Below are 22,824 nucleotides of genomic sequence, written 5' to 3'. Positions count from 1 at the left end.
ATATGGGAAAAGAATCAGTAAGTTGGTCACTACTATGAGCACTATCTTTTAGTTAAAAACTAATCCAGGTAGGGTCATTACAACTGCAGGGAAGAAACTTAAAAAGAGTACGATGAAAATGAAAAGAATGATGTAAGGTAAGATAGCCTTGACGATCTGATCAACTTCAACTTTGCCTACAGAGGATAACACATAGAGAACCATTCCCATTGGTGGCGTTAGCAAACCTATCATTAGATTAAGGATCATTATTATCCCAAAATGAACAGGGTCGATACCGTAGCTAGAGGCCAGAGGGAGTAGGATAGGTGTCAGTATTGTCAGTGCCGCAATCGTTTCTAGAAATGATCCGCATATAAGAAGAATGATATTGATAGCAATCAACGCTACAAAAACATTAGGGATATTACTCGAGAATGCATCAGCTATCATTGTGGGGACTTGCTCAATCGTAAGTATCCACGCAAACATTGCTGATGAGGCCACAATAAATAATACGCCAACAACAATCTTTGATGCTTCCGTAACTAGGCTCGGCAATTTTCTTAGTGTGATTTCCCCACTGAACAATGACAGGCCAAGTGCATAGAATACAGCAATAACGGCAGATTCCGTTGGTGTAAATACACCTGAAATGATGCCTCCAATGATGATGACTGGAGTCAAAAGTGCCCAGAATGCCCCTTTAAATGCTTCCCAGCGTTGTTTCCTAGATGCCTTTGGGTCAGGGACAAGGCCTTCTTTCTTGCATCGGTACCAAATGAACAGTGACAGTGATACTGATAACAGTATTCCTGGAACTATCCCCGCGACAAAAATCTGCCCGACAGAAACACCTGCAATAACAGCGTATAATACGGCTGGTACGCTGGGTGGAATGATGGGGCCGATAATGGAGGAGGCACCGGTGACCGCTAAACTGAAATTTTCTTTGTATCCGGCGTCACGCATCGCTTTTAGCTCGATTGCACCAAGGCCACTGGTATCAGCAACGGCAGTACCAGACATACCAGAGAAGATAACGCTAGCTGCGACATTTGTATGTCCCATACCGCCGGTTATATGCTTTACCATGCAATTGGCAAAGTGAAAGATTTTCTCTGTGATACCTCCAGTATTCATGATTATCCCAGCAAGTGTGAAAAGTGGTATGGCAAGTAAAGTAAAAGAATTGCCAATACTCATCACCATCGCTTGCGATGCCATAAATGGGTCTTGACCACTGTAAATAAAGTAAGCAATAGAACTTAAAAAAAGAGCAATTGCAACAGGTGCACCTAGAATTAATAAAATGAAAAATGCACAGAGTAGGATAAAGACTGACATTGTTAACCTCTTATTCTTTTTATATCTAGGATTGATTGGTGAGAAGAAAAAATGATGTAGCTAATCAAACCTACAGGTAATGCTAATACGATCCAGCTCATAGGTATCTGTAGTACAGACGACATTACATACCGTTGGTCATCAAATAATTCCCAACAATATGGAGCAAGATAAATGACTGCCCCTAAGGTTAGAAACTCAATAAATAAACGTATTCCTAGTAACTTCTTCGGGCTAAGGTTCTTGGTGAAAAAGTTTATTTGGATATGGCTACGTTCAGAAACACCATAGCCAATACCAAGAAATGCCACCCATACAAATAGGTATCTTGCTAGCTCTTCAGTCCAAACTAGAGGTATACCAAACAAATACCTGCTTAAAACTTGAACCAATAAAATTAGGGTAATCACAACTAGTAGGGAATCAACGACAACTCTATTGAAGAAAATGAGGTATTTCATAGGGTATCTCCAGCGCGGTGGCCAACAGTAAGTTGGCCACCATGATCGTTATAGTTGTGATAGGGTTTTATATTTATCTTCACCCCAAGCACTGGAGTATTTTTCTATGACAGGTTGTATCTTTTCAACAAATGAAGCTTGGTTCGGTTGAGTAAATACGACACCTCTCTCTTTCATTTCTTCGATCTTATCTTGTTCTACAGCCAGGTTGAGACCGTCAATGAGCTCTTGGGTTTCTACCGCCACTTCTTTGATTGTCTGTTGGTATTCCTCAGGCAGCTTATTGAAGGAGCGCTCAGACATGAGTAATGGTGTGAAAGCCATGATATGGTTGGTCAATGCAACATACTTTTGTACCTCATAGAACCTTTGCTCATAGATGGTAGGTACTGGGTTCTCTTGGCCGTCGACAACCCCTTGGCTGAGAGCGAGGTACACCTCTGAGAGCGACATAGGTGTTGGTCGTGCACCAAGAGCACGAAGCGTGTCAAAATAAATTGGCATGTCAGGAGTACGCAGTTTCATATCTAGCAAGTCATCTGCACTTTCAATAGGTTTATTCGATGTAATTTGCCTTGCGCCGTAGTAATTAACACTAAGGAGCTTTGAGCGAGTGACTTTCTCCATTTCGTCATACATCGATTGAAGTTGATCGCTATCTAACACCCTCCGGCCATGCTCGTAGTTTTGGAAGATGAATGGTGCTTCTATTACTGACATTGCAGGGTAGCGCTTACTGATTTCCCCTGGGCCAACAAATGAAATATCAACGCCGCCGCGTCGAATTCCGTCAGCCATTGCCTTTTCATCACCAAGTTGGCCAGCAGGGAAAATGCTGATACTGATGGCGCCTTCTGTTCGTTTTTCTACTTCTGACGATAGGTATTCAGCCCCTTTATGGTAAGCATGCTCTGGTGGATATATATGAGCAAACTTCAAGTTGATTTCAGCACTGAAGGCTAAACTGGAGAATAGTGCAGCAGCAAGGGGGAGCATTTTTTTCATCGTATTCACCTTGTTGGATTGTCGTTCTTGCTTGTATTTATTTACTTCGGTCTATGAAGCATATTTTTGAATTGTTTTGATCTTTACCCTCAAACTATCAAAACACTAAAAAATGGCGTGCTACATTTCAATCACTGTTTTTAAAATATGTTTGTCATATAGCGAATTAAATTCACTGCTGACATTTGTAAAAGGTATCGTTTTGCTAATTATTTTTGCCGTATCAATTTTTTGCTCTACAAGTAGACGAATAACTTCATTGAAATCATCTTTGGTTGCTGCTCGGCTAGCAAAAAGTGTGACTTCTTTTTTATGAAAACTGATGTCTTTGAACGACACGTCTCCCTTGTGAAGACCAACGAAAATGACTTTTCCACCTACAGATACGTTTTCGATTTGGTCATTCATCGATTTCTCATGTCCTGTTGCATCAATTATTACGTTAGGAGAGCCGTTAAGCAGCCTACGGATTTCTTGATCAGAACTAGGTTCTCCTATTTGAATTGTGGGTAATGAGAATCTGCTTCCGGCGAGCTGTAACCGATCGCTGTCGATATCTGCAATGACGACGTTGTGTCCATAAGCCAGGCATATGTCAGCTGCTGCAATACCAATGGTGCCTGCACCAATAACAAGAACTGTTTCATTATCAGCTAATTGAGCTCTTCTGACAGCGTGAGCAGAAATAGCATAGGGCTCGATAGTCACAATTTGTTGTTTGCTTAGTGAGTCTGGAACAGGAATGACATAGGTATGATCGAGGTTAAAACTCTTCGCCATAGCACCATTTTCATGAACTCCGAGTACAGAAAGAGACTCACAGCAATTTGTTTTTAGTTGAGTACAAGCCTGACATTTACCACAGTGCTTGTATGGAATGACAGTGACTCTTTGTCCTTTCGCGAATGATGATATTTCGGCACCAACATCGCTAATGGTTGCGCAGACTTCATGACCCATGATCTTGGGGTAATCAAACATGGGTTGTTTACCTTTGAATGCATGTAAGTCAGATCCACATATGCCAACTTGCTCAACAGTGAGCTGGACTTCATGAGGTTTACACTCAGCAAGTGTGGTTTGTTCATACTCAAGCTGATTTACATCCTTGCACACTAAAGCGTTCATTGTTACCTCCCGATATATAGGTTGATTTATATACTGGTGTATTTTGTTGTATTTATCAGCATAAAAATAAGAAAAGTGCTGGTTAGATCAAAGTTCACACATGTTTTTTAACAAGGGGTAACTTTTGTGTCATTAGTTAACATGTTGATTTTACTGTGTATGGTCTGGATTTTATGGTGTGGTTTGAATTTACTTGTTAAATATTGATCTTGAATCCGATATTTTTACCGATATATTGGTTGTGTCGACTTTAAGGAGGTATGTGATGTCAAAGATTGAAAACATGAGTATTTTTAAAGCGGTATCACCGTTGTCCCAACCGATTGCTGATTCAACGCATAGTATTGATGAAATCGGATTCTATGTGGTACGCCTGCAACTGACGAATGGTGTAGTTGGTGAAGGGTATTTACTGTCATTTCACTATTCACCAAATGCAATTGAAGGTGCTCTTAAAGATTTACGGGAAGCAGTGACGAATTATCATTGTTTTGAAACGGGAAAGTTCATCGATGACATCTCAAAGGAGCATGAGTATTTTGGTCACGACGGTATTCAAAAGTGGGCATTAGCAACCATCAACATTGCTATGTGGGATGCATACTGTAAAACGTTAAAGCAGCCAATTTGGAAACTTTTGGGAAATACCGCTAATAAGGTTCCAGTGTATGGGTCCGGAGGTTGGTTGTCGTATACGGATCAAGAGTTGATAGAAGAGGTTACTGACTATAAGAACCGTGGCTTCGGAGCAGTTAAGATCAAAGTTGGCACCAGTGCACAGGACGGTGGTGTAGAACGAGATTTAGAAAGATTGCAAAAAGTCCGAGATGCTGTGGGTACAAAGTTAAATATCATGATGGATGCAAATCAGGGAATGAATGTTCCTGATGCTATCAAGCTTTCAACTTTAGCCAGAGATCTTAACATTCACTGGTTTGAAGAACCTGTTAACCATATGGATTTTTCAGGATTTGAAATCATTCGCCAAAAAACAGGTATTGCTTTGGCAATGGGTGAGCGTGAATATAATTTCGAAGCGCTCAAGTCATTAATATCGCGCAATGCCCTAGATTTGTGGCAGCCAGATATTGTCCGGATAGGTGGCGTGGATGCTTGGTTGGAATCTGCCGCACTCGCGAAAGCTCATAATATCCCCGTTTTGCCTCATTACTATAAAGATTATGATGTTCCGCTTCTTTGCACTATTTCTAACGGGTACGGCAGTGAATCGTTCGATTGGATAGATAATATTATTGATAACAAGATGGAAGTGAAAGATGGATTTGCCTACCCACGAGAGGGTGATGGCTGGGGGTTTAACTTCCTTGATCAGTTCTTGACGGAGGTTAAATAATGCGGGCCGACATTCAAGAAACAGTATTGGCAGACTTTTTTTCCCTCGCTGGACGGGTAGGTATTGTTACTGGGGCTTCATCAGGTATTGGACGTGGTATTGCCTACTTGCTGGCTGCGGCTGGCGCCAAGGTCTATAACCTCAGCCTTGAGCCGATGTTGAATGATGAAGAGTACCAGCCAAACGAGAAAATCATCGATATTCAAGTTGATATAACAGATATAGATTCGCTTTCGATGATTGTTGATGATATCGGTAAAGCAGATGGGATCGACTTTCTGATTAACAATGCTGGAATTACTAAAAAGCAATTTGCACATGACGTCGATAGGGACTGGTGGGACAAAATCCATGACGTGAATGTGAATGCGCTCTTTTTCCTATCAAAGTTGTGCTATCCATTCTTGAAAGATTCCCCGAATGTTGGAAGAGTTATCTCAATAAGCTCAATGGCTGCGCATCTTGGCTTTGGAGAGGTTACGCCTTATTGCTCAACGAAATCTGCAGTTACAGGTATCACTCGCGGCTTAGCGGTCGAGTGGGCAAAAGACAATATCTTAGTGAATTCTGTCGCTCCAGGTTGGGTTAAAACAAACATGACTGCGACGGTGAGTGATCCCGTTAGATTGGAGAAAATTCTCAATAGAATGCCCTTGGGACGCTATGGAGATGCATACACCGAACTAGCTCCAATGGTGTGGTTCCTCGTAAGCCCCGCGGCAAATTATATTACGGGGCAAGACTTTGCTGTTGATGGGGGGGCATTGACTTTTGGATATTGATGCTTAACTAAATCAAAAATTAAGGTAAACTCAAGAAGTTAGCTTGAGTTTACCTTTCGGGATTTTTCGGGAGTTTTAGTGGAAAACAATAACGATAAAGATAAAGCATACAATTATATTAAAAAGAGAATTGTAAAGACTGAATTACCTCCTGGTTACGTGCTGGATCGCTCGGTCATTGCTGATGATCTTGGGCTGTCAATAACCCCTATTAGAGAAGCGCTTATATTGCTTGCTCATGAAGGTTTTATCGATATCATGCCGAATAAGGGCACGCGAGTCAGTTACATAGACATTGATTATCTAAAAGAAGTTTCATTCATGCGTTCATGCCTTGAATGCGGGGTTGTTGAACACTTAAGTCTAATTGGGCTGAGTGGCGAAAGTTTAAGCAAGTTGCGTGATCTCTCTGATAGACAACTTGAATTAGTGCAATCGGGAGATATTCAAGATAGTTACGATTTAGACTTTCAGTTTCATCGGCTGCTTTGTGATTTAACAGGTTTTAGTTCACTTTGGGATACTCTTGATAAATACAAGCAACACTTAATCAGAGCAATTAACTGTTCGCCACTAAATAAGAGGGCTAAGCAAGTTGCAGTGAAGGATCACTTAGCAATTATCGATGCCATAGAGGAAAGAAAGAGCAACATTGCAAAAAATAGAATGAAAAAGCATGTAAATCGTATAGTGGACGAGCTGCAAAGTATTCCTCCACACTTTATAAAAACAAATTAGTATTCTTAGAACATACGGCATAGAGCATTAGCGACGACCGTATGTTTTCCTTATGCTAATTCTTAATATTTCCATAAAAATTAATGCTATAAGCTCAGTATTTTTCTTGGAAGAACAGCATATACCCTTAAGTTTTTTACTTAGTTTATATAGAAAGCGCTGGTGAATTTGGGTAACAAAGTTGTATCTAGACTATATGTGTCAAGCAACTTCTTGCACTTGAGTGTGAATCCCAATAGTTTTGATGAGCTTTAAAACCATAGAACATCATCATTTTTGTAATGGATACTTGGCTAGGGTTGACCATGTTATATACAACGTCAATTTTACCTAACTCTTGCCAAAGCTCATCATTACAAATAAAAGTTTCCTTCTTAGCAACGAATCCATCGAATCTAGATGAAAGAACATCCAAATCAGAATAGATATTAACCCACCCTTTAAGTTGAAGTGATGAGTAGTTTCTCTCTGAAAAGTACCTTGGCCAATATATCTCAATAAAATCAAAAGGGCATCCGATCGTCACTAACCTAGTTACCGTAGACTGGATTCTTACATTTGGTTCAGCTTCACAAGGAAAAATGGTGTCGATCGCGAGTACAGAGCCAAAACTGTAGGCATGGACTTCAATTTCAACGTTCTGGTCCTCTTCCGCGATTACCTCTATCAATCGATTTATCTTTCCGGTAATTAAGAGCCTTCTGTCACCAACACTAAGATATTGATTCGCTGATAAGTATTCTATTGCCATATCAGTAAAAATACTCTTCGAGTTAGGGGCGAATAACATAAATGCCGAAAAAGTCGCCAAGAAGTATGTAGCTTTTCCTTCAAACCTGACCAACATTGCCAACACCCCGCTCCAGTTATTTGTGCCATCCTGTCCTTCAAAGAGCGTAATAAGTACCGACAGTAAAGACGGAATCAAAAAGATCAAATACAAGGCTAGAAGCATATATAAAGCTGAAAAATAGAGCGCCTGAGCCTTCGATTTGGAGCTTATTTCATCTTTCGGCGAAACAATAGACTTAAGGACAAAAACTGAACGCGTTAATAGTGCAAGGAAGAGAGATAAAAAGCGGGCAAAAACATTGGATTCTCGGTACTTTCCTGTAAGAAATTCAGCGTATCTAAACTCATAAAATCGATATGTTTCCGTTTCCTTATTGTCGCTATGCTCGAAAATACTCACGATGTTTGTGAGACTTCCATCGCTATCATACTCTTTTTCACCAGACTCAATTCGGTAAGTCTTTGCTGGCTCAGGATGATGTTCATCAAGCGCCTTCATCATTCTCAGCGCATAGGATTTGACGGAAATATTAGCGTGGTCTTGTCCGAGACCTGGAATGTAGAGCACCCTTTTCATAAGTCCACCTCTATCCATTATGTCAAATTTGCCGATCTACAGGCCCACGAACGAGAATAATGAAATCGAAGCAACACAACGACTCTCGCCTAAACCTAAGGATAGACTTGCAAGCAATATTCTATTTGTGAACCTAATTCCAAAAACAGACATCAGGGTTACTTTTCATCATGCTAATAACAAGCAGTGAACACAACAGCTGTCAATTGATTAAGGCAGCCACAACCAATAGACTTGCTAAAGTAATTAGTAAAACTAATACAAACTGACAGCTAAGGAAGCCGAAGATAATTATTCACTAAAAAGGAAAGGGGAATAAATGTGTTATCGGTGCGTGACTAAATTTTGATATAAATACTATTTCATACTTTATCTAGATTTTCTGATCTAGCAAATGCTTCAAATTATTTTGTCCAGCTACCCTCAAACAGCTAAAGAAAAGTACCGAGAAGCTATACAATACTCGAGTTGCGAGGTCGCAGGATGGGATACTCATTCACAGAAAACCTCAAAGTAGCCACATATGTCTAAAGATTTTGATTTCACCACAGAATACACCCTCGAAAAGCCCTTTTTTTTGCAGAGCGTTATGATCAAACTAGCCGCCCTGCTGAATTTCCAAAAGCCTATTTAAAAGGAATACTTTTCTTCTTTTTGGGGTGGTTATGGCGACAAACACTCAGCATGAGCTCTGGCAGCAAAGTGGTATGCTATGTTGACTCTAACGGTGTGAGTTATAAAAGCGGCAAAAACACCCGTAACACCGCCTGGAGTGAAATCGACCAACTTCAACAAAGCGATTTCGGTTTTATCCAGTTCAAAGTTACTTATTCCGCCAATTCAATTCCACTAATTCAAACGAAAAGAGCCTTGCTCCAGAAAGACTCTTTCTATGTTTAATCGTTTATTGTTATTAGCCCACTTTGTTTAGCCACACTCATCGGATTGAACTCCTTTGAGTTGGTTTCGAAAGAACTCAACGAACAGCTTGGTGCGTCTGGGCAAATGTTGTCTTTTAGGGTAGAGGATATACAAGGGCAATATCGGGCTAGTTTCCCAATCGGGAACAAGTTGAAGCACTTCTTTTCGCTTGGCTTGCGGTAGTTTGGATAGGGCAAGTTCATCTAACATCGCGACACCACACCCACTCAGCATGGCATCGACCATTGATGTGACCAAATTGACGCTGAATGCCCCATTTAGCTTTATGAGCAGTTCTTCTTTGGACGCTTTATTCAAAAACGTCCAGTTCTCTAATGTGAACTCTGTATTTTTATAAAGAATATGGCTGAGCTTAGCCAGTTCCGAGGGATGCGTAATCTCACCGTATTCTCTGATATAACTTTCATGGGCGTAGGGCTTGCAGTGCAATGAGCGAAGGTAACGCCCGACATAACCTTCTGGTGGCGAATTCGTGAGGTAAAATGCTACATCAAAGCCTGACTCGATAAGGTCTAGCGGGGTTTCAGTGAAGATAACTTCTATGTTGATCTCTGGGTATGCCCGGCTAAAATCTGCCAAGGGTTCAGTCAGCAATATTCCTCCGAACGATGCTGAAGCAGCCACTCGTAATTTGCCTGCTAAGTTTTCTGTTGAACAGAGTTTCTCATTAATAACCTCTGCATTTTCCAGTAGGTGCTTAACCTGCTTATAAAACTCAATACCATCGTAAGTCAGGTTGAATTGTCTTGTTGTCCTTTGAATGAGTTGTACGGACAAAATATCCTCAAGCTGCCTCAGTTGCCTACTCACATGAGCATTTGAACAATTCAGCCTGCTTGCAGCCCCCGCAATGCTTTTTTCTTCGCATATGGCGATGTAGGTGGGGATATAGTGAAGCCATTTTATTTCCATATGGTAATTCTGAATGTCTAAATGAGAACTACAGGAAATAATAGGGATAACTTAGACTGCCGGCAACATGAATATAAAGAGGGTTAACACATGGCACTGTTCAACAGCTGGCTTGAGGGCCAAAACTTAAAAGATCACGTTAAAAACCCGAATATTGAGGTCGGGGAGTACAGTTACTATTCCGGATATTATCATTCAAAGTTGTTTGAAGATCAGGCTGTACGCTATTTGCTTGGTGATGAAGTCACGAAAGAGGCATGGCAAAGTGGTCAGTTTGGCGATGTTGATAGGCTGCGTATAGGTAAGTTTTGCTCTATTGCATCAGGAGCAACATTTATGATGGCAGGAAACCAAGGGCACCGACTTGACTGGGTATCAACGTTTCCATTTTCAGCAGAAATGTTTGGCGATGGGGTTATAAGTGGATTTCAGAGAGCAGGGGATACTTTAGTCGGGAATGACGTTTGGATTGGTAGTGAGGCGATGATCATGCCTGGCGTTCAAATAGGTGACGGTGCAGTGATAGGTGCGAGGGCTGTCATTACTAAAAACGTTGAGCCTTATTCTGTAGTGGTTGGTAATAACCATGTTATTAAAAAGCGTTTTTCTGAAGCGTCTATCCAGTCGTTATTGGTTATAAAATGGTGGGATTGGCCGTTGGAACATATCAAGAATGCGATGAGCCTGCTATGCAGTGGGAAAATCGAGGAATTGGAGAAATACTTCTTTGAGAATGTGGTTAATTAATTCTTGTGTCTCTATGGCGTTAGGGGCCAAGCCAGATAAGTGATCTGACTTGGCCTCTGTCTTATTGACTCAGCTGTGCCGCAGTATCGACAAAGATCCCTTGGATGTCTTTTGCTTCACGCTCAGTTTGGCCACCGTGCGTGAGGAACGCATCGATAATAGCTGCGGTTTTGTGTTCTTTGGCGCGCTCAAGGAAGTAGCGCAACTCTAACTCTGCTCCTGCCTCTTCATCTTTGATAGAGGAGGTAATAATCGCTTTGTACATCTCGATATCACGCAATTCTAGTCGGATCATTACCCCGAGCGTTGTAGCCAAGAAAGTGTCCATCTCAGCTTTGGGTACAAATTGCGTGATGATGTTCAACTGCTCTGCTTGTTGTGCTGTAAAGTCATTGCCCAGCAGTAATGCTTGAAGCGCTTTGTTTTTACCCATACGCCGAGCAAATTGCACCGCTCCCTGGCCACCAGTAGGAATGTTGACGTGGATTTCAGGCTGAGCAAAGGCGGCGTTTTCGGTGCCGTAAGCCAAATCACACGCCATCACAAATTCATTGCCGCCGCCACGAGCCACGCCATCAACGACTGCAACAGATAGTTGTTTCATCGCTTTGATATTGGCGATCATATGGTTGAACTCAATCGAAGCAGCCTGGCCACCTTGTGTGCCGTTTATAATGTTCAAATCTAGATGCGCCAGGAAAAATGTTTTGTGCAGTGATTCGAATACGACGATTTTTGTCTCACCGTCATTTTTCAGTGAAAGCACAAATTCATTGATTTCATTGATCAAATCGATAGTGAGTACGTTTACCGGCGGATTGCTGATTTCCACTTTTGCAATGCCATTTTGTTGAGTGATCGATAGCGTTTTCATGGTTACTTCCTCTGCGTTATAAATGACACCATTTGCCGTTCAGTGGCTATGGTGTTGTTAGAAACGAATGATTTGTAGTTGATAGGTGCACTATAAAAAGTATGAGAGTGCGGCTCTTATCATTTCGCGCCGCCATAAAATTAGGCTGAGGAAGAAATCGCCTAATTCGAGTTATCCATAGGAATATATGCAAGAGCCTCCAGTACAAACGAGCTAAAACATTTCTGCCCCACTGTGTGTTAGCGCTAAAAATCATTTATAGCCTGTGTATACTTAATTGATAAGTTTTTCTGATACTTAATTTTAATAGGGTATAAGGAATTCATGAGATGAACATATCTTGGATATCAGTTAGTAAATATAGTTAACTAAAGCTAAAAGTTAAGTGCAGAGTAAGGTTTACGAGCTTGAACAATGTTAATCTTGATGATAATTGAAGGGGTTTATTTTAACTATGAATACATTAAGTTTTTTAAATTTTACTGGTATTTCGAAAGGTAAATTAACCCAATATCACAACGCGCCATAAATTACACTCTGTTTCAAATTGAAATCAGCACTAATAAATTCAAATGGATGCTCACAAATAGAATGTGATATTTGTCACTTAACTTTTATTTGTATGTGACTTTGGTATAGTAATTGTAATTTTTCATTTTCAGCAAATCCTTGAATGAATCATTATTTCGTCCCATAAAACAACCATTAGTCAGGATATCTAAGATGAAAATTCAAGCATTGATAAAAATTTCTATTTTATCTACTCTCACATTTAGCTCTTTTTCTAGTATTGCAGAAACTGAGTATGTAGATAAAATTATTGAACGCCTCAAAAGTGCAAATGACAATCGTGATCATGTCATGATTGTTGCACACCGTGGATTATGGGTGAAAGATGGAGAGCCAGTGTATGCCGAAGGATCATTAACCTCAATAGAAAAAGCAATTGAACTTGGTATTGAAGCTATTGAGCAAGATATCCGTAAGACTAAAGATGGTGTTCTGATTGGGATGCATGACGAAACTCTCGATAGAACAACTACTTGTACTGGAAAGGTGGCTGAAAAACTTTGGGTTGAGTTACAAAAGTGTAACTTGGTTATTACTGACAACCTTGGCAATAATAGAATCGAAACTGAAGATAAAATCCTTACGCTTGAAGAAATATATAGTGCAATTAAAGGTAATATTCTATTAAACCTTGATAATAAGATTGGTGTAGATTACTTTCCTGAGATGTTTGAACTTGCGAAAACTATTGGTGTTGAGCATCAAATATTAGCGACTGTTAATCAAAATAATGAAGAGCAACGTAGCGCAGCTACTTCAATGGTTGCCACTTTAGAAGGTAGTGACGCACATTTCTTACCTAATATTTATGATTCACATGTTGGCTTAGATATTGTTAAAAGTTCATTGGTTGAATTTAACCCGCCAGCAATTCAATTACGCAATTATCATGCACCAGATGGAAAAATCACGATGGATGGAGGCGATCTTTTCAGTACAGAAGCTCGTCAACTAGCTGAAAAATATAATGCACACATGTGGATTAATACTTTATATACATATAGAGAAATGGCTGGTATGCGTTCTGGTGGCAGAGGTGACGAAATGGCGGTTTATGCTAACTTGCCGTCAGAAGTTTATGGTTTTTGGGCAGAAAAAGGTGTCACAATGTTCCAAACTGATGAGCCTGAGTTTGCAATGAACTGGTTGGAAGAAAACGGTTACCGGAAGCCTTATAACTAAACCTTATAGTAAATCTATGACTTCTTGTAAGCTGAGTACTTCAGTACTCAGCTTTCCGTTTCTATATTGAGTAACAAAGCATATAGTAATTTTATCGATACTTCATTTAAGATTTGATAAATCAGGAAATTACTAACTCAGAAATGTCCAAATGAGAGTTACGTTTAAGGGCGTAACTCTTGTTTTATTCAGATTCTTGAAACACTGTAAATCACCAGTGACAGCGTAACATGGTTGTTTCTCTCATTTTATCATTTACCACCACCGAAGCCTAAATTACCTATTTTTGAAAAAGCCTGTTTGACATAACCATGAATTTTCAGATAGTTAAGTTCTTAAGTTACTGACTAAGAACAAATTAAACTCCAAGCATGCTGTTCAGCCATCTTGAAGTCCTTTCGGTTTTCTTTGGGCATTTCCGGTTTATTACCTTCTTTCCCACCACCATTACTATAAGATGAATTCCTTCTTTTTTTCGTTATATGAGTTAGTACATATCAAGTTAACGCTTTAGTTAGTAGGGCATAGATTTGCTATAACAACGCATCTTCTGATAAATAGACAAAAAACACAAAATTCCGCGTTTCTGATCACTTTTCCGCCTTTATGGGTTCCTAGTCACAACAGTACGTTCCACACCATCCTTACATTCGTAAACAATGTAAATTTAATGCCAATGAAAACGATTATCAATTATGTTATGCAGCATAAGATAGTCACTATACATTGAATTGATCATGCTACTCAAAAGTAAAGCGGTTCAACTTTGGGCTCGGCGATTACATATCTATGTGTCTATGGCTCTGCTGCTTGTTGTGCTCTTTTTCTCGGTAACAGGCATAACGCTCAATCGCCCTGAATTGTTCGTAAAAAGTCAGCCGAGCGTAGAGACGCTTACCTTATCGTTACCCGAATCGCTGTTTAAAAGCCCTGAGGCATTTGTTCCCGTTGAGGCTGACTTACTGGCTTACTTGAAGGCGAGGGCAGACATGTCCGGGACACCTTCTGCCATGGAAGTCTTTACCGAGATTGAAGATGGCGAATTAATCGAAGGCGAAATTGCGCTGGATTATAAAGGACCGGGTTATAACGCAACAGTTTTTATCGACCTGCTGAATAAAGAAGCGGAGATCGAAAAAAATCGTTATGGCGTGATTGCTGTTTTAAATGATCTTCACAAAGGCAGAAACAGTGGTGAAGTCTGGAAATGGTTTATCGATATCACCGCTTTGTTGATGGTCTTTTTTGTACTGACGGGTGTCTGCTTATTGCTTCCAAAAAAGAAAACGTTGAATACATCAATGAAGTGGATGGCTCTGGGCTCATTTATCACGCTTTTCATTTTTATTTTTGCTGTGCCTTAACAGGCTTTATGACAAGGAACACCCATGAATGCTTTTGCTAAATCGATAGCCGGTCTCACTCTGGCGTTACCGATTGCATTTACGGCTATCGCCAAACCTATCCCTGAATCGGCATCAATGGATGTTGAATTTCAACTCCCTAAGATTGATACCGCGATGTATGCGCGTCCGTATGTTGCAGTATGGATAGAAGATAATCGCCGTAAGCCGGTTCGTACCATGCAGTTGTGGGTGGGTAAAGATGAATGGTTAAAGGATTTACGCAGCTGGTGGCGTAAGGTCGGCCGCTACGATCGTGAATTGGTTGATGCAGTGACTTCGGCAACAAGGCCTGCTGGTGAATACCGTTTTGTATGGGACGGGCTGGATGATGCGGGCAACCGAGTAGAGCAGGGTGAATACACCTTCTATGTCGAGGTTGTTCGCGAGCATGGTGGCCGCAACTATTTGCGCCAAAAAATCACATTGGCAGACACCAGCTTCACTCATCAGATAAAGCCGACTGAAGAAACCGGGGATATCCGCCTTCAGTACTCAGTGAAATAACCGACTTTTCGTTATCAGATTAACGCTATCAGAGAATTAAAAAATGATTAAACGTTCGCAATTTAAAGCGGCGACAGTGGCTTGCGCGCTGTTGGCTGGAATGGCAGTAAGTGCTACGGCTAATGCTCACCCTCGTTGGATTTTACCTTCACACTTTACGGTTTCTAAAGAAGGTGGCGATTGGCTGACTTTTGATGTGACAGCGTCACACGGTACATTCGTATTCGACAAACCGGCTGGTAGTGAAACGGGCCAGATCGTGATGCCTGATGGTCGTATTCAGTACCCTTCGTATGTGACCAAGGGTAAACGCCGCTCGGTGTTTGACTTCTATTTTGAAGAGGAGGGTACGCACAAGGTACGTGTGAATAACGTTCCTTCTTACTACACCCAATATAAAGCCGGTCGTCGCGATACGGTGAAGTGGGTCAAAGCACATAAAGCCGAACGTGACGAAGTTCTGCCTAAGAAGTCACGCGATGTGATCACCCAGATCAGTTATACCCGTGCTGAAACCTACGTGACAGTGGGTAAGCCAACGGAAAGAGCCTTTGAAATAGAAGGTAAGTACCTTGAGCTGGTACCGGTAACACATCCTGCAGATATCGTTGAAGGTGAAGAGGTGACATTCCAGTTTTTCTTTAATGGTGAGCCACAGCAGGGTGTGACGGCTGAAATTACACGTGAAGGCACACTTTACCGTAACCACCAAGAGCAAATTGACGTCGTCAGTGATGAGCAAGGCATGGTGAGCTTTGTCCCTGAGCATGCTGGTCGCTGGCTGATGAAGGCCAACTACAAAGGTGATCTTGAAAACAATGCACTGGCTGATCGTGCAAGTGTAAATGTGCATCTGACATTTGAAGCGGTTTTGCAATAAACAGGCTGTGACAAGTATTGATGGCCTGTAAATAAAGCAGGCCAGTTTCTAGAGATGAGGTTGTAATGAAAAATTTCTCGAGATCCGTTTTCCTGGGTGCTGTAGCAGTGGCTGGATTCATTAATGCGAGTACAGCACATGCTCATTTCCCATTGATGAGTTGCTGGCTGGAAGCCGACAAAGTGATTTGTCAGGCGGGTTACAGCGATGGCAGCGAAGCGGTTGATTATGCCGTGGAGATGTTTGATTACGATGACAATTTGATGGAGCGAGTAATGACAGATAAGCGCTCAATTGTCGAGTTCTCAATGCCTGAAGATGACTTCTATTTGGTGTTTGATGCTGGGCATGAAAGTCCTGTAGAAGTTGATGTTGTTGAGATTGAAGAGAAATGATCACTGAGTCAGTAAAATCAGATGACGGTGGTACGGAAGGTAAATGGGTGGCACTGGCTATTGCTGTGATCTTGGCCGTGGCCTTCTTAGCATTGCCCCATCACCAGTCTGGCGGTACCCAGTTGGCATTAGCTGCTCATCAGATCTCGGTCAAGGATTTGTCTTCTGAAGATTTGGCGATGGTTGCGGATCTGCGTCTCGCCCATGAGGAAATTCGCAACTTATTTCAGGATAATCAAGACAGTATTGATGTGTCATCTCGACAAGCCTCTCAGCAAACAGATGACCAATTTTGGCCATCGATAGAGGCGTTAGAATCATTGTGGTTACCCCCTTTTGTTAAAGACAAGAGCTGGGAACATAAAGGCCGTCACCATTGGCAGCATGTTTCCAATGGCGCGTACTTAGGTGTGCCACTACATCTAGACACGGCTAAGCCAGTTATCCTTATCAGCCAACATGTTGAACCCGAGATTTGGTTTTACCTGGCATCTGACAATAGTACTTTTGAGAAACTGGCAACTCTCTCTTCTTCGGCTCTGACTGACGCTGGTTGGATTCAAGTTTCTTTCGGTGAAAAAGCACAGAACCATTTGCATTAATAATCATGCGCATTAATACCGACAGACTATTTGGAAATAAGATGAAAACAATAAAATATACCCTCAACGGGCTGTTAACTGCCGCTGTGATGTTGACTGCATCAACTCATGCTTTTGCGACAGAAAAATTAAATATTGGTATCACGCTGCAGCCTTACTACAGCTATGTCAAAGCTGTCGTTGGTGAAAAGGCCAATATTGTTCCCTTAGTAGATGCTGGCTTTAATCCGCATAACTACCAGCCTCAACCCAATGATTTACGCCGTTTGAAACAAATGGATGTCATTGTGGTTAATGGTATTGGTCATGATGACTTTGCGCTTAAAGTCATTGCCGCTGCAAACCGAAGCGATTTGGTTGTAATAGAGGCGAATAAAGATGTACCTCTACTGCCAGCAATGGGCCAATCCGTCGGTGACGGCGCAGTTAACCCTCACACTTTTGTAGGGCTTTCGACGACTATCCAGAAGGTTTATACCATTGCGAATGAGTTGTCGAAACTGGACCCTGAAAATGCCCGTTTTTATCGCGCCAATGCTCGTAAATATTCTATTGCCTTTAGAAAGCTAAAGCATGAAGCAATGGTTCAACTGGGTGACTTGGATACCAGCGGTATGGTTGTTGCGACAACTCACAACGCTTACGGGTACTTGTTGCAAGATTTTGGTGTTGATGTCGTCGCCGTGATTGAGCCAGCCCACGGTGTTGAGCCAAGCGCTAGCCAGTTACAGGAAACGATCGCGAAGATCCGCCAGTCAGATATCGACGTGCTGTTTTATGAGTTGAATATGCCTAACCGCTATGTCGATACCATTGAGAAAGCGACAGGTGTTCAGCTATATCGCTTTTCACACATGACGCATGGGCCTTATGAGGCAGGCAAGGTAGAGAAGGAAATGAAAGAAAATCTCGATACCTTGATCGAAGCCATGCAGTTCGTTGCGAAGAAAAAGGTGAGCTAATGGTTGGGCCAAGCATTTCACTGCAAAACGTTAATTTGCAGTACGGTGAAAATCAAATACTTCATGCTATCAACCATGAGTTTGCCGCAGGTCAGTGCCATGTCGTTATGGGGCCGAATGGTGGCGGCAAGACGTCATTGTTACGTTCAATTCTTGGCCTGACACCTTTTACTGGTGATATTAATATTCATTGGGCTGATAAAAAAGGCAAAGTGGGCTATGTCCCGCAAAAAGCGGTGTTTGAATCAAGTCTACCGCTAACCGTTATGGATTTTATTCTGCTAAACCAAAGTCGCACACCGTTGTTTTGGTCTCGCTGGCGCAATCTCTCAAAACAAAGAGGCTTTGCGCTTGAGCAGCTAGACCGTGTTGGCATGGCAGAGCGGGCAGACCGTCGTATGGGACAGTTGTCAGGTGGTGAGCAACAGCGGGTGCTGTTTGCCCAGGCCTTGTTAGATAACCCAGATTTATTGGTGTTGGATGAGCCAACAACCGGTATGGATGAACAAGGGGTTCGTTATCTGGAATCACTTATTTTAGAGCTGGTTACAGAAGGCAAAACGTTATTGGCCGTGCATCATGATGTCTCAGCGGTACGACGCTTGGGGGCAAAGGTTCATGTCGTTAATCGTCAACTGATTGATAGCGGTACGGTACAAGACGTATTGACCCCGGAAAAAGTGGAAAGACTGTTTAATCATTACTCGACAAATTCGAGTGGTGAAATGTTCAAGCAAGGTAAAGCAGCATGATGGATTCAATTCGCCAGTTGGCATTGCAAGGTGTTGAAGCCGGTTGGCTAAGCGAGAGTTTCTCTTATGCTTTTCTCGTCAATGCGGTTGTGGCAGCGTTACTGGTTGGCCCTTTGCTCGGTGGTTTGGGAACGCTGGTTATTGCCAAGCGATTAGCCTTTTTCTCCGAGGCGGTCGGTCATGCGGCATTAACCGGTATTGCCCTAGGTGTATTGCTGGGGGAGCCACCGGAAAACCCGATCATCGGATTGTTCTGTTTCTGTATGGTGTTCGCGTTATTACTGCATTTTGTCAGAAACCGCACCAATGTCCCTTACGATACCTTAGTTGGGGTTTTTCTGGCATTGGCCCTGGCCGTCGGTGCTGCACTGCTGATGTATGTTGCACGCAAGATCAATATCCACATGTTGGAGAATGTGCTGTTCGGTTCTATTTTAACAGTAACCGATCAAGATATCCTGATCCTTGGACTTAGCTGCTTACTGATTATATTGGTATTGATCCCAACCTTTAATCGTATTCTATTGACTTGTATTAGCCCTGATATTGCAAGAGTCCGTGGTCATGCCACCCATTTTTACGATTACCTCTTTGTCATGATGATCACCTTGGTCACGATTGCATCGGTGAAAATAATTGGTGCCGTGCTTGTAGGGGCATTGTTGCTAATACCAGGTGCAACTGCACGCTTGATGACTAAGAATATGGGTGACTTTGTACTTGTATCTGCTTTTCTTGCGACAGTCAGTTGTTTAGTAGGTACGATTTTACCGATGGAATTAGAGATGCCGGTACCATCGGGTGCTGCGATTATCATTGTTTCCGCTTTCTTCTTCCTTGTCGCAACTTGCTACCGCATTGTTCGTAGGGGTTAGAACAAATGAGTATTAATATGAACAAACAAGCGAAGCAGATCGTTCGGTTAGTCGGACTTTGCACGGTGCTGCTACTACCCACGGTCACTCAGGCCAAAGATATTCTTACTGCAACGCCGGTGACCTATATGCTGGCGTCAGAGTTAACCAAAAATACTGGGTTAGAAACCCAATACTTGCCGCCCAAGCGATATGGCATGATGCGTTTGCCAAATTGGTTTAGTAGTAAAGGGGCTGAAACTACAATGGAGGCGGCGAAAAGTGCGACAGCAGTCATTACCATTGGCGCTGTTTGGCCACAAGACCCGACATATGTGCATGCACGCCAAGGTAATATCCACATTGTTGAAATTGATGCCTCACAATCTATCTCGCCAAGGGCACAGGGAGTGGCAGCCCTCCGGTTAGACGATGGGCTTATTTCACCCTATTCATGGCTTAACCCAGCGAACCTAACGCGGATGGCTGCGATTGTGAGTCAAGACTTGCAACGTCTTTGGCCCGAACAGGCAGAAACTATCTCGCTTAACCAGCAGCAGCTTATGATTAGTATTCGTAAACTCATCAATAGCCAACAAACACGTTTGTTTGATGCTGAGGTGGATTCGGTAATTCTGCTCTCTCAAGAACTTGAGGATTTTGCTTCGGGTAATCAATTGTTTGTTGTCGGGCGCTATACCAAACCGGAACTGGACTGGTCGGAAGATGAAAAGCGTACGTTACTCGAAACACTCAAAGAGGACCAAAGCGTATGGGTCCTGACATCGCGTAAGTTGAGTAAAAAATTACAGTCTCAATTGCCTAACCCTGAGCGTGTACTGACTATTGACAGTATTGACCGATGGGGAAGGGAAGGTATTAATACCGGGGACCCGCTCTCACGTTGGGAAATTAAGTTATAGGCTGATTAAATGAACTCGGTAAGTTGATAGAGACTTACCGAGTTTTTTGTACCCTGTCCCAAATATGAAATCGCAAGCAAAGCAAAAAGTCACTTGGTGATATGGTTGTTGTGTAACTATTTTGTTTATGAATAAATAGTGTTGTACAAGGACAGTGTAATGAAGCGATTGAAGATTTTCTTTGCCGTATTATTTTTAACAGCATGTGTTGATAAAGACGAAATATATCAAAATCCACCGGAAGATCTAATGAATCAAATGGCATTGATTTTACCGTTAGCTAATGACTTTGTAGCAAAGAATCAACAAGAGGCACTGGATAATGGTGTCGCTCTCACCTCGACTCAAATGGAACTCGCAAAACGTGTTGGTATTCAACATCCAGACAAAATACGTTTATATTATGTCACTAAATTACCGTTTCCAGAGCATCCTACATTGGCGAAGCTTGCACATGAACAAGGTTATAGCTCACCTTTAATGGCTGCGTACACCTATGGCTATGGTATTTGGATTCGCAAGCAATTTCAGCATGATAAAGAGTTGTTAGCGCATGAGTTTATCCATGTCCGTCAAGCAGAGCAACTCGGGTTGGAAAGTCAAATTAAGCAATATTTAATGCAGTTGTATATTTACGGATATGCTGATGCACCATTAGAAGTTGAGGCATATAAAGAAGCGCCATCTTATTTAAATTGATATTTAAAAATTATGATTGGCCAGAATGTTTATATACCTATACCCAAGCTACCTGTATTTTGAAGTAGCTTGGGTATATTAATTCGTGGGGTTAGGGATTTTTCTGGCTAATCTGTCAATCCCACCTTCTGCAGTGAAAAATAGTTCGAATTCAAGCATGATTCCCGGGTTAACTTTATATTGGAACTCATCCTGGAAGTCTAGCTCAGGAGTGACTATCATATAAAGCCAATCACTATAAAGGCGATGTTTCCAAGCCAATGAAATCCATGAGTTAGTTATTGAATAGTTTGGTGTGGAATCCGCACTAATACCGATTGAATACTGTAATAAATTATCATGGTTAATTCGGTCGAAAATCTCTGCTTGTTGTACAAACTCCCAATTATCATCCGTGTCTAAATATTGCGCAGATGAACTGAGTTTGAGTATCGTGCTGGGGTCATCAGGTGTAGCAAAATAAAAATTCAGAGAGGTCAGGGCGCCAGGCCCTTTGGAATCATAGTAAAAGATTTCTTGTTTGATTCGGCTGGTCCATTTATGGCTTAGTCTATCAATGCGCCTGAGATCTGCTCGAGCAAATGGATCAAGCGGAAGTTTTATTTTTAAACCAAGGTCAAGATTAGTACGCCATTTACCCCACTGTTGTCCTTGTAATTGCACACCACCCACTGCGCCGGACAAGCTGCTGTCTGAATTATTTGATATACCACGCTGTTTATCTTCCAGTCTGTCAAAGTCATCAGGATCGGTATCAAGGACAAGTTTCCAGTTCTTTTCTGTATGGGGCAGATCGAGTTTCAATTTTACGCTGGCATCCAAGTCCGTATAGTCACGGTGTGTATATCGCCCCTTAAATTTTAAACGTAGGTAGCTGCGATTAGTGATGGGTAGCTCTTCATCTTTTTTAGCCATGTAATGATCGATTGAGCTGCTGTAGTCATGAATACTGTCAGAGATGGTGTCTTGCGTTTCATCAACCCAGTCTTGGAAACTGTCTTCATCATTTATATCGGAATACAGCCTGTCATAATAGATATCATAGGGCTCTTCCTTTATTTCCGTTGTCATGCCAAAGGAAGGGTAAAATAGTAGAGCCGTTATGGCTAAACGAGTGGATAACACGTTTAGCATGTAATCAAAGGGAGTTAAATTTCGCCACATCCTACCTCTCCAATAACTACACGAAAAGTACTAACGTATTGATATATTAGAGTATAGACCGAGGGGTTATCGAATACATAGAAAGAGATGATATTTATGAAAATGAGATCTAATTCTAAAAAATTAAAACAAAAAATACCAAAATTATCGTATGTACGCTGTTCAATTTTAAATTAACTTAACTAAAACATCAGTTTATTGTATGGAATAATTTGTTACACATGATTTTCCTTAAGATGATAAATATTTCCTTCATCAGCTACACTTATCATGTCTAGATTGATTAACACTCG

Annotated in this window: 23 protein-coding genes and 1 pseudogene; 16 read left to right on the top strand and 8 right to left on the bottom strand. The window is 41.6% G+C overall.

Annotation, left to right across the window (positions count from 1 at the left end; genetic code table 11):
- Positions 1–48: 48 nt before the first annotated feature.
- The 4 genes from L4D79_RS03800 to L4D79_RS03785 all read right to left on the bottom strand — a co-directional run bounded on the left by L4D79_RS03800 (position 49) and on the right by L4D79_RS03785 (position 3,920).
- Positions 49–1,326, bottom strand: coding sequence for a TRAP transporter large permease (locus tag L4D79_RS03800; protein ID WP_428647587.1), 1,278 nt, complete (start codon positions 1,324–1,326; stop codon positions 49–51).
- 2 nt (positions 1,327–1,328) lie between these two features.
- Positions 1,329–1,787: a TRAP transporter small permease gene (locus L4D79_RS03795; RefSeq protein WP_428647584.1), complete on the bottom strand. Its 459-nt coding sequence runs from the start codon at positions 1,785–1,787 to the stop codon at positions 1,329–1,331.
- A gap of 48 nt (positions 1,788–1,835) precedes the next feature.
- Complete coding sequence (locus tag L4D79_RS03790; protein ID WP_428647582.1) at positions 1,836–2,792, bottom strand: sialic acid TRAP transporter substrate-binding protein SiaP; 957 nt, start codon at positions 2,790–2,792, stop codon at positions 1,836–1,838.
- A gap of 120 nt (positions 2,793–2,912) precedes the next feature.
- Positions 2,913–3,920, bottom strand: coding sequence for a zinc-binding alcohol dehydrogenase family protein (locus L4D79_RS03785; RefSeq protein WP_428647579.1), 1,008 nt, complete (start codon positions 3,918–3,920; stop codon positions 2,913–2,915).
- A gap of 265 nt (positions 3,921–4,185) precedes the next feature.
- Here L4D79_RS03785 and L4D79_RS03780 point away from each other — a divergent pair, with 265 nt between their 5' ends.
- The 3 genes from L4D79_RS03780 (at position 4,186) to L4D79_RS03770 (ending at position 6,794) form a co-directional block, all read left to right on the top strand.
- A complete protein-coding gene (locus L4D79_RS03780) occupies positions 4,186–5,274 on the top strand; it encodes a mandelate racemase/muconate lactonizing enzyme family protein (protein ID WP_428647576.1) in 1,089 nt (362 codons plus the stop codon).
- The gene (locus L4D79_RS03775) at positions 5,274–6,056 is read left to right on the top strand and encodes an SDR family NAD(P)-dependent oxidoreductase (RefSeq protein WP_428647573.1); all 783 of its coding nucleotides are present in this window, start codon (positions 5,274–5,276) and stop codon (positions 6,054–6,056) included. Before L4D79_RS03780 ends, L4D79_RS03775 begins: the two co-directional genes overlap by 1 nt.
- 78 nt (positions 6,057–6,134) lie before the next feature.
- Positions 6,135–6,794: a GntR family transcriptional regulator gene (locus L4D79_RS03770; RefSeq protein WP_428647570.1), complete on the top strand. Its 660-nt coding sequence runs from the start codon at positions 6,135–6,137 to the stop codon at positions 6,792–6,794.
- A gap of 187 nt (positions 6,795–6,981) precedes the next feature.
- On the opposite strand, the gene L4D79_RS03765 is transcribed toward L4D79_RS03770, so the two are convergent.
- Positions 6,982–8,163 carry a hypothetical protein gene (locus L4D79_RS03765; RefSeq protein WP_428647567.1) on the bottom strand — a complete coding sequence of 394 codons (1,182 nt, stop codon included), beginning with the start codon at positions 8,161–8,163 and terminating at the stop codon, positions 6,982–6,984.
- A gap of 523 nt (positions 8,164–8,686) precedes the next feature.
- On the opposite strand from L4D79_RS03765, the pseudogene L4D79_RS03760 reads away from it, so the two are divergent.
- A pseudogene (locus L4D79_RS03760) lies at positions 8,687–8,976 on the top strand (YcxB family protein); the annotation flags it as partial.
- A gap of 114 nt (positions 8,977–9,090) precedes the next feature.
- Here L4D79_RS03760 and L4D79_RS03755 read toward each other — a convergent pair.
- A complete protein-coding gene (locus L4D79_RS03755; RefSeq protein WP_428647564.1) occupies positions 9,091–10,017 on the bottom strand; it encodes a LysR family transcriptional regulator in 927 nt (308 codons plus the stop codon).
- Positions 10,018–10,107: 90 nt separating this feature from the next.
- On the opposite strand from L4D79_RS03755, the gene L4D79_RS03750 reads away from it, so the two are divergent.
- The gene (locus L4D79_RS03750; protein WP_428647561.1) at positions 10,108–10,764 is read left to right on the top strand and encodes a CatB-related O-acetyltransferase; all 657 of its coding nucleotides are present in this window, start codon (positions 10,108–10,110) and stop codon (positions 10,762–10,764) included.
- Positions 10,765–10,825: 61 nt separating this feature from the next.
- On the opposite strand, the gene L4D79_RS03745 is transcribed toward L4D79_RS03750, so the two are convergent.
- Positions 10,826–11,638, bottom strand: a complete 813-nt coding sequence (locus L4D79_RS03745; RefSeq protein WP_428647558.1) for an enoyl-CoA hydratase/isomerase family protein — start codon at positions 11,636–11,638, stop codon at positions 10,826–10,828.
- Between the two features lie 723 nt (positions 11,639–12,361).
- On the opposite strand from L4D79_RS03745, the gene L4D79_RS03740 reads away from it, so the two are divergent.
- From L4D79_RS03740 to L4D79_RS03690, 11 genes are all read left to right on the top strand, one after another.
- The gene (locus L4D79_RS03740; protein ID WP_428647555.1) at positions 12,362–13,390 is read left to right on the top strand and encodes a glycerophosphodiester phosphodiesterase family protein; all 1,029 of its coding nucleotides are present in this window, start codon (positions 12,362–12,364) and stop codon (positions 13,388–13,390) included.
- Positions 13,391–14,127: 737 nt separating this feature from the next.
- Positions 14,128–14,754, top strand: a complete 627-nt coding sequence (locus L4D79_RS03735; RefSeq protein ID WP_428651693.1) for a PepSY-associated TM helix domain-containing protein — start codon at positions 14,128–14,130, stop codon at positions 14,752–14,754.
- Between the two features lie 24 nt (positions 14,755–14,778).
- Complete coding sequence (locus L4D79_RS03730) at positions 14,779–15,300, top strand: DUF2271 domain-containing protein (RefSeq protein WP_428647552.1); 522 nt, start codon at positions 14,779–14,781, stop codon at positions 15,298–15,300.
- Positions 15,301–15,343: 43 nt separating this feature from the next.
- On the top strand, positions 15,344–16,180 hold the full coding sequence (locus L4D79_RS03725; RefSeq protein WP_428647549.1) for a DUF4198 domain-containing protein: 837 nt from the start codon (positions 15,344–15,346) through the stop codon (positions 16,178–16,180).
- 65 nt (positions 16,181–16,245) lie between these two features.
- The gene (locus L4D79_RS03720; RefSeq protein ID WP_428647546.1) at positions 16,246–16,575 is read left to right on the top strand and encodes a hypothetical protein; all 330 of its coding nucleotides are present in this window, start codon (positions 16,246–16,248) and stop codon (positions 16,573–16,575) included.
- On the top strand, positions 16,572–17,177 hold the full coding sequence (locus L4D79_RS03715; protein ID WP_428647543.1) for a DUF6162 family protein: 606 nt from the start codon (positions 16,572–16,574) through the stop codon (positions 17,175–17,177). Before L4D79_RS03720 ends, L4D79_RS03715 begins: the two co-directional genes overlap by 4 nt.
- A gap of 89 nt (positions 17,178–17,266) precedes the next feature.
- Positions 17,267–18,139: a metal ABC transporter solute-binding protein, Zn/Mn family gene (locus L4D79_RS03710; RefSeq protein WP_428651691.1), complete on the top strand. Its 873-nt coding sequence runs from the start codon at positions 17,267–17,269 to the stop codon at positions 18,137–18,139.
- Positions 18,139–18,891 carry a metal ABC transporter ATP-binding protein gene (locus L4D79_RS03705; RefSeq protein WP_428647540.1) on the top strand — a complete coding sequence of 251 codons (753 nt, stop codon included), beginning with the start codon at positions 18,139–18,141 and terminating at the stop codon, positions 18,889–18,891. Before L4D79_RS03710 ends, L4D79_RS03705 begins: the two co-directional genes overlap by 1 nt.
- Positions 18,891–19,766, top strand: coding sequence for a metal ABC transporter permease (locus tag L4D79_RS03700; RefSeq protein ID WP_428651689.1), 876 nt, complete (start codon positions 18,891–18,893; stop codon positions 19,764–19,766). Before L4D79_RS03705 ends, L4D79_RS03700 begins: the two co-directional genes overlap by 1 nt.
- A gap of 17 nt (positions 19,767–19,783) precedes the next feature.
- The gene (locus tag L4D79_RS03695) at positions 19,784–20,668 is read left to right on the top strand and encodes a metal ABC transporter solute-binding protein, Zn/Mn family (RefSeq protein WP_428647537.1); all 885 of its coding nucleotides are present in this window, start codon (positions 19,784–19,786) and stop codon (positions 20,666–20,668) included.
- A 159-nt stretch (positions 20,669–20,827) separates the two neighbouring features.
- Positions 20,828–21,367: a hypothetical protein gene (locus tag L4D79_RS03690; RefSeq protein WP_428647534.1), complete on the top strand. Its 540-nt coding sequence runs from the start codon at positions 20,828–20,830 to the stop codon at positions 21,365–21,367.
- Between the two features lie 78 nt (positions 21,368–21,445).
- Here L4D79_RS03690 and L4D79_RS03685 read toward each other — a convergent pair whose 3' ends face one another.
- The gene (locus L4D79_RS03685) at positions 21,446–22,531 is read right to left on the bottom strand and encodes a hypothetical protein (protein ID WP_428647531.1); all 1,086 of its coding nucleotides are present in this window, start codon (positions 22,529–22,531) and stop codon (positions 21,446–21,448) included.
- Positions 22,532–22,824: the final 293 nt, after the last annotated feature.

Source organism: Photobacterium satsumensis (assembly GCF_050336935.1).
GTDB lineage: Bacteria > Pseudomonadota > Gammaproteobacteria > Enterobacterales > Vibrionaceae > Photobacterium > Photobacterium satsumensis.
Note: the sequence above shows the minus strand (reverse complement) of the source record. Positions and strands in the feature narration are given on the sequence as shown.

Excerpts from the sequence above, each read along its gene's own strand:
- L4D79_RS03685 (WP_428647531.1), bottom strand. The coding sequence starts at position 22,531 with ATGTGGCGAAATTTAACTCCCTTTGATTACATGCTAAACGTGTTATCC.
- L4D79_RS03765 (WP_428647567.1), bottom strand. The coding sequence starts at position 8,163 with ATGAAAAGGGTGCTCTACATTCCAGGTCTCGGACAAGACCACGCTAAT.
- L4D79_RS03745 (WP_428647558.1), bottom strand. The coding sequence starts at position 11,638 with ATGAAAACGCTATCGATCACTCAACAAAATGGCATTGCAAAAGTGGAA.
- L4D79_RS03740 (WP_428647555.1), top strand. The coding sequence starts at position 12,362 with ATGAAAATTCAAGCATTGATAAAAATTTCTATTTTATCTACTCTCACA.
- L4D79_RS03780 (WP_428647576.1), top strand. The coding sequence starts at position 4,186 with ATGTCAAAGATTGAAAACATGAGTATTTTTAAAGCGGTATCACCGTTG.
- L4D79_RS03715 (WP_428647543.1), top strand. The coding sequence starts at position 16,572 with ATGATCACTGAGTCAGTAAAATCAGATGACGGTGGTACGGAAGGTAAA.
- L4D79_RS03775 (WP_428647573.1), top strand. The coding sequence starts at position 5,274 with ATGCGGGCCGACATTCAAGAAACAGTATTGGCAGACTTTTTTTCCCTC.
- L4D79_RS03755 (WP_428647564.1), bottom strand. The coding sequence starts at position 10,017 with ATGGAAATAAAATGGCTTCACTATATCCCCACCTACATCGCCATATGC.
- L4D79_RS03800 (WP_428647587.1), bottom strand. The coding sequence starts at position 1,326 with ATGTCAGTCTTTATCCTACTCTGTGCATTTTTCATTTTATTAATTCTA.
- L4D79_RS03720 (WP_428647546.1), top strand. The coding sequence starts at position 16,246 with ATGAAAAATTTCTCGAGATCCGTTTTCCTGGGTGCTGTAGCAGTGGCT.
- L4D79_RS03705 (WP_428647540.1), top strand. The coding sequence starts at position 18,139 with ATGGTTGGGCCAAGCATTTCACTGCAAAACGTTAATTTGCAGTACGGT.
- L4D79_RS03710 (WP_428651691.1), top strand. The coding sequence starts at position 17,267 with ATGTTGACTGCATCAACTCATGCTTTTGCGACAGAAAAATTAAATATT.
- L4D79_RS03730 (WP_428647552.1), top strand. The coding sequence starts at position 14,779 with ATGAATGCTTTTGCTAAATCGATAGCCGGTCTCACTCTGGCGTTACCG.
- L4D79_RS03790 (WP_428647582.1), bottom strand. The coding sequence starts at position 2,792 with ATGAAAAAAATGCTCCCCCTTGCTGCTGCACTATTCTCCAGTTTAGCC.
- L4D79_RS03795 (WP_428647584.1), bottom strand. The coding sequence starts at position 1,787 with ATGAAATACCTCATTTTCTTCAATAGAGTTGTCGTTGATTCCCTACTA.
- L4D79_RS03750 (WP_428647561.1), top strand. The coding sequence starts at position 10,108 with ATGGCACTGTTCAACAGCTGGCTTGAGGGCCAAAACTTAAAAGATCAC.
- L4D79_RS03735 (WP_428651693.1), top strand. The coding sequence starts at position 14,128 with ATGCTACTCAAAAGTAAAGCGGTTCAACTTTGGGCTCGGCGATTACAT.
- L4D79_RS03690 (WP_428647534.1), top strand. The coding sequence starts at position 20,828 with ATGAAGCGATTGAAGATTTTCTTTGCCGTATTATTTTTAACAGCATGT.
- L4D79_RS03700 (WP_428651689.1), top strand. The coding sequence starts at position 18,891 with ATGGATTCAATTCGCCAGTTGGCATTGCAAGGTGTTGAAGCCGGTTGG.
- L4D79_RS03725 (WP_428647549.1), top strand. The coding sequence starts at position 15,344 with ATGATTAAACGTTCGCAATTTAAAGCGGCGACAGTGGCTTGCGCGCTG.
- L4D79_RS03785 (WP_428647579.1), bottom strand. The coding sequence starts at position 3,920 with ATGAACGCTTTAGTGTGCAAGGATGTAAATCAGCTTGAGTATGAACAA.
- L4D79_RS03695 (WP_428647537.1), top strand. The coding sequence starts at position 19,784 with ATGAACAAACAAGCGAAGCAGATCGTTCGGTTAGTCGGACTTTGCACG.